The following is a 16,730-nucleotide window of genomic DNA, read 5'->3' as shown; positions in this document are numbered from 1 at the left end:
CTCTTGCGCTTGGTCGCCACGGGAGAAGGCGCCAAGTTGAGTAGTGCGTTACTGGCGGAGGGTGAATCCTCCGCCTTTTCTCATTTGCTGTAGATGCTCCGCACATGGGTGCACTACGCTGCTTCGGCGATTCTGTGCTCGTAATACGGGCGGTACCGTTGACTCAATATCTCGAACAGCTCTGCCGAGCTACGACCACGGGGCCCGAGCCAAGCAAGCGCAGCTTCCCGAGTCAGGTTAATCGGGCAACGGTTATGGCCTGCCGCCGCCACTTCCGCGGGTGGATCATCTGTGATCAGTGCCATCGAAAAGAGAGTTTCATCATCTCTTTCCCAACGCGACCAGATGCAAGGCACTAACATCTGTGTGGCATCTTTTGGCTTGAATTGAAGGACGACATTCTCCGGCTGCTCGCCCTCGCTCAACACCCGCCCCTGCATGTCATGTCGTTTGACGTTCTCGCGAAACCCATCTAACACGAGCAAGCCGTGGTTCTTCCCGAAGACCGGGCGCCACCAGTCTTCGAGCGAATCGAGGCGTGCATTGTAGTTGCCTTGCAATCGATGATCTGTCACCGGCGCATGCCCCGGCAATCGACAGTGATATCGCATGGGCGTCAATGTTCGCTGACCATCACGCTCGATGATCAATGGACCATAGTGCATCGGATAGACGATCTCGTCCTCCTCCGTCGTCTCGGCATCAAGAAAGTCATTCAACCATTTCAGGCGCTGCTGGATCTTGTTGGCAGTCACCTGCAGCTCCTTCTGTGCCGTCTTGGTCTCCTTCTTCTCGAGCTTCTGCTGAGCCTCGACGTGGCGGCGATGTAGATCCACAATCTCCGCCTCCCATTCGGGGATACGCTGACTGCGGTATTGATGGATGGCAGCGACGATGGAGGTGGTGGCCTCCTCTTGCATGCCGAGAAACTGCCGGTCAAAGGCGATCGGTATCTTGAACGACTTTGGGTCTGCCGCGCGTGCCTCGTAGGCTCGCTGAAAGCCGGCAAAATCGATGTTGATGCCAAATTCTCGTTCCAACCGACGCAAATCCGCGGCGACGAGCGCTGCGTAACACATCCACCACCCCAAAATCCGACGCTTGAAACCTGATCATGCCACGAGTACGCCCCCGCACAAGCCGGCAGATCGCTCGCGAATGCTATGCCCAGGTGACCTGGCACACCTCGACCGGCAGCTGCTGGCTGGCAAAGTAACTCAACCATCGCCGCTGATTGTCTTGCGGGCGATCACCCGGCCCTTTCACCTCGATCAACTTATAAGTGAGCGTGGCGGGGAAAAACTGCACGAGGTCGGGGAATCCCGTTGCGTTCTCGCTCAGATCATCGAGCAGCCGAGCGAAGTACAGTTTCAGGTGCTCCGCCGGGATGCACGTCAGGGCGAGCTGCAATAACGGTTCATCGAGGGCGAACCAATGCACGAACGGTGCGCTCGTGCCGTACTTCTCAGTGAATGTGCGCAGAATGATCGTCGCGTGCTCTCCCGTTTCCAGGTGCTGCAGGCACAGGTTGAAGGTGGAACGGCGTCGGGCCACGAACTCAGGACACCCAAGGTCGGCGGGCCCCGACTGAAAAGGATGGAAGAAGGCGCCACGCACCGGTAGAAAAATGGCTTCCCAGCACAGCAGACCAAACAGAGAACAGATGAGGCTGTTCTCCACATAGTGCACCGGCGCGTCAATCCGCGACAGATGCTCCTGTACAAGCATCTCAACGCGCCGCTCTGGATCAGGACTCAACCGCAAGCGGGTTGAGACCCAGGCAGCCTGCGCGGCGCGCTTCATTGGCTTTATGCCCTGGCGCCGCTCGATACGTGCAACGATCCGCGTCGCTCGCTGCACGATCAGCTCGCTTGAGCGTTCCTCGATCAATGCGCGCGCAGTCACCAGGGCTTCCTCATCGCGTTCGAGACGCTCCAGTACTCTCACCTGACGTATGCGTGCGTCGGGCTGAGTGTTGTCCCGATACATCAGTAGCGCTGCGCGAGGATCTTCCTCGCGTTCCGCAATCTGCCCCAAGTGATATCGCAATCGATCCCAGCGTCGGCGCAGCCAGTCTTGAGCAGGCGGCGCGTTTGGCAAGATCTCCAGTGCCTCCGGCAATTTAGCGCCCTCGCCCATGACTTCGTAGCAACGATACAGTGCGTAGAAGAACTCGATGTCTTCGCGCGACTGGAACGGCCGGCTCGCAAGATCGAGTGGCACAGGCTCGTACTTGAATACCTGCAAGTACGCGAGCGTGTATTCGTGCCACTCCTGATAAAAATTCCCGAAGTGCAGTAGGCGAAACTGCAGCACCAACGGCGCAATCGATACGTGATAGACGGCTTCGTTCGTATTCAGCCAGTCCTGGAACGGTCGGTCGGCGCCCTGCTCTGCGACGAGTGCATCGTAGGCATCTTGTTTGTTCATTCGCCCGATGCGCTCGCCGAATCGCATGCCCAGCTCTGCGCGTGTGGACAGTCGAAACACCTCTTGGAGCGCCAGCACTGGCCGTGGATCCAACCAACCCATCTCCGCCAACGCCTGCACCGCGTCCGCAAGCGGATCGATCTCTGCGTATCGAATCTTGGATTGACGGAACAGATCGCCCCGGCGCATAGACAACCGCGCCAATAGCGCTTGCGCGGCGATCGGTAGCGAATTCAGGTCAGCCGCGAACTGCCGCTCCGCCGGTGAGAGCAAGTCGTCATTGCGCTCGACAACCCACTGGATGGCCTGTCGGAAATTGCGCAAGTAGTAGAGGGCATCGGTGAGCGCTGGGCCACTCATGATCATGGGTTAACCTGGGTTTATGTACAGCATACCCGTTTTGCCGCTCTGACACGAGTCAGTGCGCGGTGCATTGAAAATTTATTTGGCCTCTGATCAGCCGGTTAGCAGAAGCCTAGGGGCCGGACCCACGAATTTGCCGGTCTCACGTCTTCCCCCGCGCGGCGATGCGATTTAGGATCTGTACATCTGTACAGTCATTCTAACTGCCATGCCGGACCGGCCCGATCACATCTGCTGCCCCATCTGCAACGGCACCGTATTCCAGCCGGTGGTGGTTAAGCGTCCGGATGGCTCGCAGGTCACGAGTCGATTCATCTACTGCGCTAACTGCACAATCGTCTGCCTGGATCCTGTGGCGTTGACACGCGCATTCGAAGATCGGCCGAATGCACGACGGACTGCCTCGAGCATGCCTGCGATTCAGTCCTGGTCGAAGATCACGCAGCGGCGACGGGAGCGGGAGTGATCGATGACGACGGTGACGCTCGCGGACATTCCTCTGCTCTGGCGCGCAGAGTCGCTCGCCTCGACCCAGGATTACTGCATCCCGACCGGCTATGCGGCCCTCGATCGAGCCCTCGGCAGCGGTTGGCCCCTGCCCGCCCTCATCGAAGTGCTATGTGACGAGCATGGCATTGGCGAGTTGACACTGCTGCTCGCCCTGTTGCGACGACGCAGTCTAGTGGCTGACACCGCGGGTCGACAGATCGTGCTCTGGTTGTCGCCGCCCTTCGATGTACACGCCGCCGCACTCACACAGTGTGGTCTCACGCCTGAGGATCATTGGGTCTGCCCGATCCCTCAGCCGAGCGACCTGCAATGGGCCATGACGCAGGCACTTCGCTCGGGCGCGTGCCTCGCCGTGATCGCTTGGGCTCGGCACTTGAAACCTGCGGCGCTTCGCACACTCAAGCTTGCGGCGATGACGGGACGCGGCGTTGGCGTGTTGTTCCGATCGACGAGTGAGGCACGCCTTGCGTCTCCCGCCACCTTGCGCATTTCGCTGCGCAGTAGCGCCGGCGCGCTCGATCTTTCGATTCTGAAGATGCAGGGTCGACGACCCAGCACCGTGCGAATCGTTCGGTCCGACGCGGAGCGATAAGCATGGCCGCCGCCGCCCAACTGATGTTATTCGACGCGCCGGCGCAATCGGTCCCACCGATTCAGCCAGTCGCACCCTTACCCGCATTCATCGAATCGTCACCAGGGTACTCGCCACGCGCAGCCCCTTTACGACGACGAGCGCAAGCCTGGCTGGCATTGCATTTTGCCAATCTGTCGCTCGCAGCGGCGTACCGAACAGCACCGCCAGAGCGGCGAGCGCTACTCGACACGTCAGCGTGGGCCGTGATCGAAGATGATCGCCTGAAACACGTCGTGGCTTGTGATGAGCGGGCATGGAGCCACGGTGTGCGCCCGGGTCATCGTATGAACGCCGCTATCGCCTTCTGTGGGTCGCTCACGCTGGTTTCGCGTAACGCCCGCACTGAAAGAGACTTGCTCGAGCACATCGCTACTGAGTGCTTGAACTACACGTCCGCCGTCAGCGTGCAGCCGCCCAACGAAGTACTCCTCGAGGTCCGCGGCAGTTTGCGGCTCTTCGGCGGACCCGCCGCGCTCATCGAGCGCGTACAAACGGATCTGGCCATCATCAACGCCGCCTTGCAAGTGGCCCTTGCTCCAACGGCCCGAAGCGCACAGTGGCTCGCTCGAGCGTCGACCGCGCCGTGCGTATGCCTGCCGCGTCAACTCACCGATACGCTGAGCTCGTTGCCCATCTCCAGCTTGCAGTGGCCGCTGGCAGTCGAGCTGCAACTCGCACGCTTCGGCGTGACCAGCCTCGGCGATTTGATGCGTCTGTCGCGCAAGGACCTGGCGCGGCGCATTGGTGCCGGTCCCGTGCGCGAGCTGCAGCAGGCCATGGGACGCACCGAATGGCTTCATCACGGGTGGTCAACACCGCCGAGCTACCACCATCGTGTGTTGCTCGATTTCGAGATCGAAACGACCACGTTGCTGGAAAAGATGCTCGAGCGGCCGCTTGCTCGATTGAAAAGGACACTCATCGGTGCGACCCGCTCGATCGATGAACTCACGGTGACACTAAAACATCGTGACGGCACCACGCCCCTCACGCTGCGTCTCCAACAGCCGACCGCTGACACCGCGCACTTAGCAAGCCTGCTACACGAACACCTCGATCGACTGGCGTTACGTGCGCCGGTACGTGAAGTGTTGCTCGATGCGCCCAGGTTGCTCGTTGCGTCTGCACGCAATCGTCCGCTCGCGATGGATCCCGCGACACGCAGAGAGGTTACCGACGCTTCGGAAATGAAGGCACGCTTACTCGAGCAACTTCAAAGTCGCTTCGGCGCGCACGCAGTCCGCGCATTGACGGTCCACTGCCATCACGTGCCCGAACGCGCGCAGTGCTTAGCCACGCCATCGCGGGAGTTCGCCCCCGTATCGACACCGCCTCGTCTACCTAGACGCCCTTTGTGGATGCTGCGCGAACCGAAATCGATCACGCGCGAGCATCAGGCGGGTGGCTTCCAGATCGAGTCCAGCCCGGAAACCATCGAGGCGGAAAGTTGGGAAGGCTTGAGCGTGAGACGCGCCTACTACCGGGCGAGAAAGCGGGACGGCACCCAGTGCTGGATCTATCGCGACTTGGAGAAGCGTGATCAGTGGTTCCTGCACGGGTTGTTTGGATGAGCGATGTACGCCGAACTGCACGCCTTGAGCAATTTCTCATTCTTGAGAGGCGCTTCCTTCCCTGAAGAACTGGTTGAGCGTGCGGCGGCACTCGGTTACCGCGCGATCGCCATTACCGATGAGTGCAGTGTCGCGGGCGTCGTTCGCGCGCACGAGGCGGCGAAGAAAGCCCATCTCCACTTGGTTGTAGGCGCCACGCTTACCTGTAGCGATGGCCTAACCGTCGTTGTCTTAGCCGCCTCTCGCGAGGGCTATGGCAACTTATGCCGATTGATCACGCGAGCACGACGCGCGGCGATCAAAGGCACCTACCTGCTCGAGCGTGCATGGCTAGCGGACGCCCTGAATGAGTGCTGTTTGATCTGGCTGCCGGATCAACAAAACGATGAAGCGAATGGTCATTGGCTGCAAGGACAGTATGCAGGGCGACTCTGGATTGGGGTGGAGTTACATCACGACGGACATGATCGCGAGCAGGTTCGTCGTGCAAGGGACTTATCCGCCGCGCTGACTCTACCGATCACCGCCTGCGGCGGCGTGCTCATGCACGAGCGCGAGCGAAAGCCCCTCTTGGACGTGCTGACCGCGATTCGTTTACGCCTGCCTGTCTCGCAGTGTGGGTATGCGCTCGAGCCCAATCGCGATCGCCACCTCCACGCCATCAAAGTGCTGGCCGCCCGCTATCCCGCTGAGTGGTTGGCGGAGAGTGTGCGCATCGCCGATCAGTGCCGATTCTCGCTGGACGAGATCAAATACCAGTTCCCCGCGGAACTCGTCCCAGATGAACACACGGCCTCGAGCTGGCTGCGCAAGCTGGCGTACGACGGCGCCCGGGAACGATGGCCGGAAGAAATCCCCGCGAAAGTTCAGACGCTGCTCGAACATGAGTTGTCGCTGATTGCGGAGCTGCGGTATGAGCATTTCTTTCTCACCGTCTGGGACCTGGTCCGCTTCGCCCGCGAACGTCATATCCTCTGTCAGGGGCGCGGCTCGGCGGCGAACTCCGTCGTTTGCTATTGCCTGGGAATTACGATCGTCGATCCATCGCGTCAGTCCGTGCTATTCGAGCGGTTCATCAGCAAGGAGCGTCACGAGCCGCCGGACATCGATGTCGATTTCGAGCACGAACGACGTGAAGAGGTCATGCAGTACTTGTATCAGCGCTACGGTCGCCATCGAGCGGGCATCGCTGCGACTGTCATCACGTACCGTCTGAAGAGCGCGCTTCGCGATGTCGCCAAGGCGCTCGGGTTCGATCTTCTGCAAGTCGAGCGATTGATCGGCGCGCTATCTCGGCGCGAAACGGACGATCCGCAGGAACTCCCCAAGTGGCTCGCCGAGGTCGGCTTTGATGCCAGCAATCCGCTCATCGAGCGACTAATGAAATTGGTGGCAGAGATCGTGGGCTTTCCGCGCCACCTCTCACAGCACGTCGGCGGCTTTGTCATCGCCGCCCATCGCCTCGATGAACTGGTACCCATCGAGAACGCGAGCATGCAGGATCGAACCGTGATTCAGTGGGACAAGGATGACTTGGAAAGCCTGGGACTATTGAAAGTCGATGTGCTTGCTCTCGGCATGCTGAGCGCGATTCGAAAGACGCTTGATCTTCACAACGGTGCGACCGGTGAGTCGCTCACCATGGCCACCCTGCCGACCGAAGATCCGGCAACCTACGAGATGTTTTGCCGCGCAGATACTGTCGGTGTCTTTCAGATTGAGAGTCGCGCGCAGATGTCGATGCTGCCGCGGCTGAAGCCACGCCAATTCTACGACCTGGTCGTGGAAGTGGGTCTCGTGCGTCCCGGTCCGATTGTCGGTGATATGGTTCATCCCTATTTGCGCCGGCGTATGGGAACAGAACCCATCACTTACCCCAGTGAGGCGGTACGTCGCGTGCTCGAACGAACGCTGGGCATCCCGATTTGGCAGGAGCAAGCCATGGAATTGGCCGTGGTCGCCGCCGGATTTACGCTCGGCGAAGCCGATGCGCTGCGCCGAGCGATGGCGGCCTGGCGTCGTCATGGCAACTTAGATGCCTTTCACGAGAAGTTGCTCACCGGCCTTCGAGAGCGAGGTTACAGTGAGCAGTTCGCGGATCAGCTGTGGCGACAGCTACAAGGATTTAGCGCCTATGGCTTTCCTGAATCGCACGCCGCGAGTTTCGCGGCCATCGCCTATGCTAGTGGCTGGCTGAAATGTCATTCCCCCGCCGCCTTCGCTGCAGGTTTGATCAACAGCCAACCGATGGGCTTCTATTCGCCCCAGCAGATCATTCGCGACGTGCGAGAGCATGGCGTCGAAGTGCGCCCCATCGATGTGATACGAAGTCATTGGGACTGCACGCTCGAGGTGGCTACGGCCGGCGAAGCGCCGGCGTTGAGGCTGGGGTTGCGCCTTGTCAAAGGCTTGAGTGAAACAGGCGCGGCCGCGCTTCTCAGCGCGCGCCATTCACGACCGTTTATCGACACGGGAGATCTGGTCCGTCGAAGTGAGCTTGCGCGCCGCGACTTGGAACTGTTGGCGGGCGCCAATGCACTCTCTGCACTGGCAGGCAATCGTCATCACGCAGCCTGGACACTCGCGGGTGTAGAAACCGATTACGCGTTGCTGACGGATGCGCCCCCCAAGGAAGCCATGCCGCTGCTCCGAGCGCCCAGCGAGGGGCAAAGCATTCTGGCAGATTTCCGCAGCACGGGACTTTCACTGCGCCGGCATCCAGTAGCGTTGCTGCGCGACCGATTAGTTCGGCGCAATATTCTGTCGGCCAGACAGGTGCTCGAGTCGGAGAATGGTGCTGAGGTTCGCTTCGTGGGATTGGTCACGTTACGCCAGAGCCCGAGCACGGCCAAACACACGACATTCATGACCCTCGAGGACGAGACCGGCATCGTGCAAGTCATCGTTTGGAATCAGGTAGCGCAAACGTACAGAGCTGCTTTTCTTGGCGCCTCGCTCCTTGAGATTCGCGGAACATTTCAACACGAGAGCGGCGTCAAGAATGTCGTCGCGCTGGCGCTGTTCGATCACACGCGTTGGCTGGGTGTTCTCAGAGTACCGTCACGTGATTTCCACTGAGACAAACATAGCACCTATTCCCCAGACAATGTTTCCCGGAGTTTGCGCTGGAACCACGCAACGTCGTGCCATCGGTCAAATTTTCGCCCGACCGACTGAAATGTTCCGATGTAGTTGAAGCCCACAGCTCTATGCAACGCCATGCTTGCTTCATTCGGTTGTGCAACTCGGCGTACGCACGGGTCTGAAGGGCCTCCTCGAGATCCTGCAGCCGATGTCCCTGATGGCCCTGCTGCTGACGCTAGTGCTTCTGTTCGGGTTTCAAGGGAAGGAGATCATTGCGCAACCGCTCGTGATTGCGCTGCTAGCAGTGCCATTCTAGTGCAGGTCTACTTCAACGCGGGTCTCGCCTACTGGCTGAATCGAGTGAGCAGTGAGATTCACTGCGTGGCCGCACCTTCCGCACTCATCGGCGCGAGCAACTTCTTCGAGCTTGCGGTTGCAGCTGCGGTGAGTCTATTCGGACTACAGTCTGGGGCTGCGCTTGCCATTGTGGTCGGAGTGCTCATCGAAGTGCCGGTCATGCTGTCGGTGGTGCACTTCACCATGAAGACACATGGATTGGTACAACCGCGGCCCCGCGGTGAAACGTCGAATCGAAGCGAACGGTTGCGCCTTAGCCTTGCGTGCATCGATTTCGGTGATGGGGCGGGCTCTGCGGCTCAGGGAGCGGCAGAATCGTGCGGTCCGGCGTATTGCGGCGCGTGTCCCCCATCGATCAGGCTCCTTCGGTGTGCGGTTTTCATGCCGAGTGAAGCACGCCGCTCAGCTCTCGGCTCTAACACATCAATGCGCAGTTGCAACTCGCCTGACGAGACCGGAAAGTTACCTTCTGCCACCGAAGCGAGCTTGACTATCAACCTCGATCCCACACCGCTGCCAGAGTTCTTTGCTAGCGACGGACGCTGGGAGCTCACGCTCACATCAACCTTGTCGCGTAGCGCAAGCGGACTGGGTACTCATAGCCCAGATCGTGGAAGAATGCGAACAGAGCGTCAGCGGCACATCGAGATAGGCGTCGTGGAGTCGTCCTTGGTGACGGTGATGATCCCTCGAAAGTGCTGTCGCGCCGAGCATAGATCACTCGGAAGGTTCTTGAGCACGACGACTGAGGTTGTTTTTCCTGCGCCTGGAAACAGCGAGCTGTTCTCCCGGCTTGTCGGTAGCGGCGTACGCGCCGTGACTCCATTCCGGAACACTCGGAATGCGGGAACGTTAAGGATCACCACTCGCTTTGCGAGCCATGACAGCTCTTTTGCTGCAAACAGGACCTGACATGCGAATCATCGCTCTGGTTGTTGTCGCTGTGTTCGCGGTGATATTCGCGATTCAAAACACAGACGTTGCTACAGTATCGCTGCTGTGGTGGCAGGTGCGGGCGTCGCTCGCGGTCATCATGATCTTGTGTCTCAGCATGGGATTGTTGGTCGGTCTTGCCGTGCTCGCACCGCTGCTGTACCGCCGTCGCAATGCCACCCGTGAGTTGCAAAGTCGTCTCGCTGCCATGGAGGCGAACGACATCGAACGTAAGGCGCGCACAACTCGCGTACCCTTCGACGCCGCACCGGCAACTCGGCCGGACGGCCGATGACGCGGGGGAGCGGGCTGGCGCCGGCGCAAAGACAACCCCTCGCGCCGGACCCTCCGCACCTTACCGGGCCGCCGCCGTATCGGACACGCCGGTTGGTGAGTGGCACAGCCTCAATCAATCGCCCTGACGTGTCGAATTGACCGCCCGCCTCCGCAAACTCCTGTACGCGCTAGGCAACGCTTTCTGGCTGCTGCCGGCTGCGATGGTGATCCTCGGCATTCTCTCGGCGTTCGCCTTGATCGCCGTCGATCGCAGCGGGCTCATCTCGAGCAGGATTCTGCAAGGCAACTGGCTCTACAACGGCGGCGGCACCGGCGCGCGCACTTTGCTCGGGGCCGTGGCGGCATCTACGATCGGCGTCGCGGGCACCGTGTTCTCGATCACGATCGCCGCGCTGTCGCTGGCGGCCGGTCAGATGGGCCCACGGCTGCTGCAGAACTTCACCCGTGATCGGGGCAATCAGATCACACTGGGTGCATTTCTCGGCACATTCTCCTACGCGATGATGGTACTGCGCTCGGTTCGTACGCAGAGCGAAGGCGAGTTCGTGCCGCATCTGGCACTGAGCGTGGGAATTCTTCTGGCGTTCTTTTGCGTGGCGACGCTGGTGTTTTTCGTTGGTCATATGGCGGGCCGCATCAACGTCGACTCCGTCATCGACCTGGTCGGAACCGAAGTTCGCAAGGCGATCGCACGCCTCACCGTCGCAGATCCCGAGCCCGCGCCACCGCCAGCGAGCTTCTGGCTGCATTCCACTGAAGTCGTCGATGATCGGCGCGGCTATCTGCAGCAACTCGATGCCGACACCCTCGCCGACTGGGCGGCGGTCAACGAGACCGCGATCCGCCTGCTACTTCGACCCGGAGAATATCTGTTTCCCGGCGCCGTCATCGCCTTGGTCACGCCGGCCGTCGAAGGCGCGGGCGTCGCAATCCGCGACGCGACTGCATTGTCCTCGCAGCGCGCCTCTTCAGCCGACCTCGAATCGGAAATTCGACAGCTGGTCGAAGTGGCCGTTCGCGCGCTCTCGCCTGGAATCAACGATCCCCACACCGCGATGAGTGTGCTCGATCGTCTCGGTGCCGCGCTGTGCGACGTAGCGAGCGTCCATCTGCCTACTGGCGTCCATCTGCGCAATGATCGGCCGGCGCTGATCGTCCCGAGCGTGAACTACGACGGCCTGACCGATTCGATGTTTCATCTCATCCGCCAGAATGCCGCTGGCAGCGCCGCGACGCTGATCCGGATGTTGGAGGTCCTCACCGCGGTCGTGGGGTGTGAACACGACACGACGCGCAGGCAGAGCCTGCAACGTCACGTGGACTTGATCGTGGACGACGCCAAACGCAACATCGAAAACCCAGCCGATCTAGCGGACATCCGCGCTCGCCATGACAATTTCGCGACGATGATGGAGCACGGTGCTATCGGCGCCGTGTGCGGAGCTCGCCCCGACCCGTCCGACGCGTCGACACTCTGGTCGCGCGACCGCGGATGGAGCCAAGACCGCTGGCTTTAGCTCGACCGCACGCTTCGTACATAAAGGCGGCCGATGGACAGGCCAACCGCCGCAGCAAGAAACGAGGCAACCAGTACGCCGAGTTTGGCGGCGGCCAGCAAGCGGGCATCCGCGAAGGCAAGCATCGCGATGAATATCGACATCGTGAAACCGATGCCGCCCAGACAGCCGACCACCAGCAGCCCCTGCCAGGTCACATGGGGCGGCAGGCGACTCAAGCCACTGCGCACCGCGAGCCAGCTGCCGAGCAGAATGCCGATCGGCTTGCCAAAGACCAGCGCGAGCACGACGCCGGCGAGTACACTCAACGAGGCGCCGCTGAGATTGGCGCCAGCAAGAGGAACGCCCGCATTGGCCAGCGCGAACAGCGGCATCACACCGAACGCAACCCACGGATGCAAGGCGGCTTGTACGCGCACGACCGGTGACAACAGGTCACGCTGCGCTTCCTCCAATCGATGCAGCGGCGAAACCAATTCGCGTTCATCGACAGTCGCTGCTTGCGAGCGTGCGCCAAACTCATTCAATGCCTGAGTAGCGACCTCCACGGGCTGTTCGCGCCTGCGGCGACGAACCACCGGTGTCATCAGGCCGAGCACTACGCCCGCCAGCGTTGGATGCGCCCCAGACAGAAGCAGCCCGTACCACACGATGACACCGGGCAATAGATACGAGAACGCCGAAGCGATGCCGATCGTCTGGAAGCCGAGCACGATGGCAATGCCCAGCGCGGCCACCAGCAAACCGGTGTAGTCGAGGCCACTGGAATAAAAGATCGCGATGATCAGCACCGCCGCGATGTCGTCGATGATGGCTAGCGCGAGCAGAAAGATTCTGATCGAGCCAGGTATGGAGCGTCCGAGCAGCGCCAGCACGCCGACCGCGAACGCGATATCGGTGGCGGTCGGAATTGCCCAGCCGTGCTGTAAGGCCGGATCCGAGTTGATGGCCAGATAAATCAGCGCCGGCACGACCACGCCGCCAACTGCGGCGGCCACCGGGAGCGACGCCAGCGCCGCGGTGGACAGGGTGCCTTCATGAATTTCTCGGCGGATTTCCATGCCGACGACGAGAAAGAAAATCGTCATCAGTCCGTCATTGATCCAGAAATGCAGCGATTGCGAAAAGGCGGATGTGCCGATACTGATGCTGATCGGGGTGTGCCACACATGCTCGTAGCTCGCCGCCCAGGGAGAGTTCGCCCAACCCAATGCGGCGGCCGCCGCCAGTAGCAGAACGATGCCGCTGACCGCCTCGATGTGCAGGAACCGCTCTAATGCGGCGAAGAATCGTTCAGCCAGGATTTGAGGCGCGGCGGGCGCCTGCGCGCGGTTGGGCGAGTTCAAGACACATTGCTCCAAATAGGAGACTGGCGGCCCGACCAACCTCTTTGCCTACCGGAACGAATCGCCCGGCACCCGCGCCAATTTAGCCTGAAGCAACGTCGCCAGTCGAATGCGATTCGCACGCCGATCGAGTACACGCGCTCCAGGTCTGCGCCCGGTGCGCCCAGTGGGAAGCCAGTCTGTCGACTCGTCGACATGCGGAAGGTCGAAGGGATCCGCGATACCCTAACCGTGCATCAGCAGAGTGTCAGCGGAGCTCGTCCAGCGGCGAAGTAATCAGTAGGCACATGCATCCCGACTCGCTCCAGACACGCTGATCTGAAGTGCCGACCTCGGCCCTGTTGTAGTCCCCTGGCTGAAGTTTACGATCCTCGATCCACAGCTCCCCCTCCAGCAGGTACAACTCTTCCAGGCCTGCGTGACTGTGCGGGGGATAAGAGATGCCTGGGGCGAGCCGTACAAGCATACTCACACGATCCTTTTCGGCATCCATCGACAATAGTTTGCAGGTAATGCCAGGAGCAACCTCGTTCCATAGAGGTTCTTGCCAACCCTGTGCGACAGATGAGGTCACTGCGGACGCGGCTGACGATGGCATCTTCCTTTGCGGAACATGGGCAATACGTTCCAGCAAGCGCTCCCACAGCGGAGTTGGAAGCGGTAGCTCCTGCACGCGCCGAGCGCTCAACGCATCGGTGAGCCCACCTACCGCGTGGTACTCCTGCTGGCACTCCGGGCAAACGGTCAGATGCGCAGCCATCAACTCGGCTTCATTGCTGTCCAGAAGAGCCAGCGCATAGGAGGCAACCAGGTCTCGCCGCCCGCATCGAGTGCGTTCCGATCGCGAGCTCATGTTTCCTCACCTCGTGCGCGCAAAGCGTATTGCAGCGTCGCCCATCCTGAACGGATCCGACCCTTGATTGTTCCGATGGGCTGCCCACACTGCGTGGCGAACTCCGAGTACGACAAGCCATTGAGCAATGTGGCCTCGATCGCCTGGCGTTCCTCCACCGTCAGCGCCTCGAGTGCTCTCTGGAGTGGAGCGCTGGCTCGAGCACTGAAGTCGCTGTCGCCACTGGGAACAGGGTCGGCCGACATTTCCGTGGCGACTTGACCGGAATCGCCATGAGCTGAACTATCACTGCCTGCATGGGTGAGCGCGAGGTTCCGGGCTTGCCGCATGATCCACCCAAGCACCGGTCCCTCCGTCGTCTCGAACACCGGCGCTTCGCACCACACCATCTGAAAGACGTCGAGAATCAGCGTATCCGTCAGGTGACGATTGCCCGTGAGCCGCATCAAGTAAGTGAATACGACAGGAAACGTTTTATCGGAGAGCGTGCGCAAGGCGGCTTGGTCCCCGGCCGAGATGGCACGAACGAGGGCCAGCCATTCCTTCTCAGAAACAAGAGCGATCGTTGGATCAGCGTACAGCAACTCACCGAGCGTCGGCGTTCTGCCCGCAGTGGCTCGATTGGTAGGCGCAACACTCACAATCGGGATCGTGCCTCGTACGTAAGCTCTACGCAAGGTCATTCCGCGAGTACCGCAAACCATTCATGCGGTAGTGACTGGAAGAACCGGGCTTCGATGTCAGGGACTGAATCGCCGGGTCAAATGCGACAGCGCTGTTCGCGTTCGGCATCGCATTCCCGCGAGCCTCGAGAAGGTCGACCACTTCATGCCCATAGCAGCCATCTCAAACCTAGGTATGACGGGCTGTAATGGTACGCCCTGAGTCTCATGTCATTCTCGTAGCGCTCGCGCCTACCATTTGACTCAGCGCACCTATCGATGACCGTTCGAGGAGTCCAGGCTCATGGCAACTTCCAGCAAGCAGAAGCGTAAACCCAACATCGTTCTCATCCTCTCGGATGACTTCGGCTACGGAGACGCTGGAGTCTATGGCGGCGGCGAAAATCGCGGCATGCCGACCCCGAATATCGATCGCATGGCTGCCGAGGGTATGCAATTCATGTCCTTCTACGCGCAACCAAGCTGCACCCCGGGTCGCGCGGCCGTGCTGACAGGCCGCATCCCGAACCGCAGTGGCATGACGACGGTCGCGTTTCAAGGACAGGGCGGAGGCTTGCCAGCCGCCGAGTGGACGCTCGCTTCTGTTCTCAAGACTGCGGGATATAAAACATTCTTCACCGGCAAGTGGCATCTGGGCGAGTCGGACTACGCGCTGCCCAACGCACATGGTTATGACGAAATGAGGTACGCGGGCCTGTACCACCTCAACGCTTACACCTACGCCGATCCGGAATGGTTCCCCGATATGGATCCGGAACTGCGCAAGATGTTCGAGAAGGTAACGAAAGGGGCGCTCTCGGGAAACGCGGGCCAGCAAGCGAAGGAAGAGTTCAAGGTCAACGGTCAGTACGTCAACACCCCGAACAAAGGTGTCGTCGGCATTCCGTTCTTCGACGAATATGTGGAGAAGGCCGCGCTCGAATACCTCGATCGCAACGCCAAGTCCACCGAACCGTTCTTCATGAGCGTGATGTTCATGAAGGTCCATCAGCCGAACATGCCGGCGCCCGAGTTCAAGGGCAAGTCGCTGTCGAAATCGAAGTTTGCCGATTCGGTCGTGGAGAACGACACACGAATCGGCCGCATCATGGACAAGATCCGTGCGCTGGGACTCGAGGGCAACACTTATGTGTTCTGGACCACCGATAACGGTGCTTGGCAGGATGTCTATCCGGATGCCGGATTCACGCCTTTCCGCGGAACCAAAGGTACGGTGCGCGAAGGCGGCAATCGCGTCCCGTCCATCGCGTGGGGACCGGGAATCAAGGCAGGATCGCGAAATTCGGACATCGTCGGTGGCTTGGACTACATGGCGACGTTCGCAGCGCTGGCCGGTGTAGACCTGCCGAAAATGGATCGCGAAGGAGAGCCAATCATCTTCGACAGCTACGACATGTCACCGGTGTTGTTCGGCACCGGCAAAAGCGAGCGCAAGAGCTGGTTCTACTTCACGGAAGACGAACTGTCTCCAGGCGCAGCGCGCGTCGGTAACTACAAGGCAGTCTTCAACCTGCGCGGCGATGATGGCGCGAGAACGGGCGGCCTGGCCGTCGACAGCAATCTGGGCTGGAAAGGCGCAAACGCCTACGTCGCTACCGTACCTCAGGTGTTCGACCTCTGGCAGGATCCGCAGGAGCGCTATGACATTTTCATGAACAACTATACGGAGCACACCTGGACGCTCGTGTCGATCAATGGCGCCATCCAGGAATTGATGAAGACCTACGCGAAATATCCGCCGCGTAAGTTGCAGAGCGAGAGCTATACGGGCCCGATCACGCTCACGCGCTATCAACGTTTCGAGCACGTCCGCACACAACTTGCGAAGCAGGGATTCAATATCGGCCTGCCGGTAGGCAACTGATCGCGCGAGTCTCGATGCTCCTGAATCAGCGATATAGCCGATACAACCTGCGATTCTGGGATGTCGCCCAACTATCGTCGACGCGACTAGCAGACGTCCTCCGCGCTGAGTATGCGAAGGTCCGACCTTGTTACCTACTGCGCCGCCGAGGATTGCAGCTGTCGGCCCGGCGACGCCGACAGGAGGAAGGGCATCATTGCGACCAAGCCACCTGATCCGACCAGCTGACAGCCCGACTTCCGAACCGTCAAAGCATGTTTGCCTCCAGTGCTTGTCAGCCCGCTTTCA

11 protein-coding genes and 1 pseudogene are annotated in these 16,730 nt (G+C 60.3%); 7 read left to right on the top strand and 5 right to left on the bottom strand.

Annotated elements, in window-relative coordinates; all coding sequences use genetic code 11:
- Positions 1-113 precede the first annotated feature (113 nt).
- Both GYH35_RS13670 and GYH35_RS13665 read right to left on the bottom strand, forming a co-directional pair.
- Positions 114-1,079: an SOS response-associated peptidase family protein gene (locus GYH35_RS13670; RefSeq protein ID WP_161828723.1), complete on the bottom strand. Its 966-nt coding sequence runs from the start codon at positions 1,077-1,079 to the stop codon at positions 114-116.
- A gap of 82 nt (positions 1,080-1,161) precedes the next feature.
- Entirely contained in the window at positions 1,162-2,796 is a 1,635-nt protein-coding gene (locus GYH35_RS13665) for a VRR-NUC domain-containing protein (protein ID WP_161828722.1), read from the bottom strand.
- Positions 2,797-3,262: 466 nt separating this feature from the next.
- Here GYH35_RS13665 and imuA point away from each other — a divergent pair, with 466 nt between their 5' ends.
- From imuA to GYH35_RS13630, 6 genes and pseudogenes are all read left to right on the top strand, one after another.
- Entirely contained in the window at positions 3,263-3,895 is a 633-nt protein-coding gene (imuA, locus tag GYH35_RS13660; protein WP_161828721.1) for a translesion DNA synthesis-associated protein ImuA, read from the top strand.
- A gap of 2 nt (positions 3,896-3,897) precedes the next feature.
- Positions 3,898-5,508: a Y-family DNA polymerase gene (locus GYH35_RS13655; protein WP_308683793.1), complete on the top strand. Its 1,611-nt coding sequence runs from the start codon at positions 3,898-3,900 to the stop codon at positions 5,506-5,508.
- A gap of 3 nt (positions 5,509-5,511) precedes the next feature.
- Positions 5,512-8,586: an error-prone DNA polymerase gene (locus GYH35_RS13650; RefSeq protein ID WP_161828719.1), complete on the top strand. Its 3,075-nt coding sequence runs from the start codon at positions 5,512-5,514 to the stop codon at positions 8,584-8,586.
- A gap of 184 nt (positions 8,587-8,770) precedes the next feature.
- A pseudogene (locus GYH35_RS34915) lies at positions 8,771-9,181 on the top strand (arsenic resistance protein); the annotation flags it as partial.
- 681 nt (positions 9,182-9,862) lie between these two features.
- A complete protein-coding gene (locus tag GYH35_RS13635; RefSeq protein WP_161828717.1) occupies positions 9,863-10,177 on the top strand; it encodes a LapA family protein in 315 nt (104 codons plus the stop codon).
- A 136-nt stretch (positions 10,178-10,313) separates the two neighbouring features.
- The gene (locus tag GYH35_RS13630) at positions 10,314-11,696 is read left to right on the top strand and encodes a DUF2254 domain-containing protein (RefSeq protein WP_161828716.1); all 1,383 of its coding nucleotides are present in this window, start codon (positions 10,314-10,316) and stop codon (positions 11,694-11,696) included.
- On the opposite strand, the gene nhaA is transcribed toward GYH35_RS13630, so the two are convergent.
- The 3 genes from nhaA to GYH35_RS13615 form a co-directional block, all read right to left on the bottom strand.
- Positions 11,693-13,042 carry a Na+/H+ antiporter NhaA gene (gene nhaA / locus GYH35_RS13625; RefSeq protein WP_202624308.1) on the bottom strand — a complete coding sequence of 450 codons (1,350 nt, stop codon included), beginning with the start codon at positions 13,040-13,042 and terminating at the stop codon, positions 11,693-11,695. The genes GYH35_RS13630 and nhaA overlap by 4 nt on opposite strands.
- A 247-nt stretch (positions 13,043-13,289) precedes the next feature.
- Positions 13,290-13,895: a cupin domain-containing protein gene (locus tag GYH35_RS13620; RefSeq protein ID WP_161828715.1), complete on the bottom strand. Its 606-nt coding sequence runs from the start codon at positions 13,893-13,895 to the stop codon at positions 13,290-13,292.
- Positions 13,892-14,536 (bottom strand): RNA polymerase sigma factor, encoded by a 645-nt coding sequence (locus GYH35_RS13615; RefSeq protein WP_161828714.1) that lies wholly within the window; start codon positions 14,534-14,536, stop codon positions 13,892-13,894. The genes GYH35_RS13620 and GYH35_RS13615 overlap by 4 nt, the downstream gene beginning before the upstream one ends.
- Positions 14,537-14,861: 325 nt before the next feature.
- On the opposite strand from GYH35_RS13615, the gene GYH35_RS13610 reads away from it, so the two are divergent.
- Positions 14,862-16,442: an arylsulfatase gene (locus tag GYH35_RS13610; protein ID WP_161828713.1), complete on the top strand. Its 1,581-nt coding sequence runs from the start codon at positions 14,862-14,864 to the stop codon at positions 16,440-16,442.
- The last annotated feature ends 288 nt before the right edge of the window (positions 16,443-16,730 follow it).

It is taken from the genome of Steroidobacter agaridevorans (assembly GCF_009932555.1).
In the GTDB taxonomy this organism is placed as follows: Bacteria; Pseudomonadota; Gammaproteobacteria; order Steroidobacterales; family Steroidobacteraceae; genus Steroidobacter; species Steroidobacter agaridevorans.
This window is presented reverse-complemented; position numbering and strand designations above follow the sequence as displayed.

Bases quoted from the DNA above. Each gene is read 5' to 3' on its own strand.
- GYH35_RS13670 (WP_161828723.1), bottom strand. From the start codon at position 1,079: ATGTGTTACGCAGCGCTCGTCGCCGCGGATTTGCGTCGGTTGGAACGA.
- GYH35_RS13665 (WP_161828722.1), bottom strand. From the start codon at position 2,796: ATGATCATGAGTGGCCCAGCGCTCACCGATGCCCTCTACTACTTGCGC.
- imuA (WP_161828721.1), top strand. From the start codon at position 3,263: ATGACGACGGTGACGCTCGCGGACATTCCTCTGCTCTGGCGCGCAGAG.
- GYH35_RS13655 (WP_308683793.1), top strand. From the start codon at position 3,898: ATGGCCGCCGCCGCCCAACTGATGTTATTCGACGCGCCGGCGCAATCG.
- GYH35_RS13650 (WP_161828719.1), top strand. From the start codon at position 5,512: ATGTACGCCGAACTGCACGCCTTGAGCAATTTCTCATTCTTGAGAGGC.
- GYH35_RS13635 (WP_161828717.1), top strand. From the start codon at position 9,863: ATGCGAATCATCGCTCTGGTTGTTGTCGCTGTGTTCGCGGTGATATTC.
- GYH35_RS13620 (WP_161828715.1), bottom strand. From the start codon at position 13,895: ATGAGCTCGCGATCGGAACGCACTCGATGCGGGCGGCGAGACCTGGTT.
- GYH35_RS13610 (WP_161828713.1), top strand. From the start codon at position 14,862: ATGGCAACTTCCAGCAAGCAGAAGCGTAAACCCAACATCGTTCTCATC.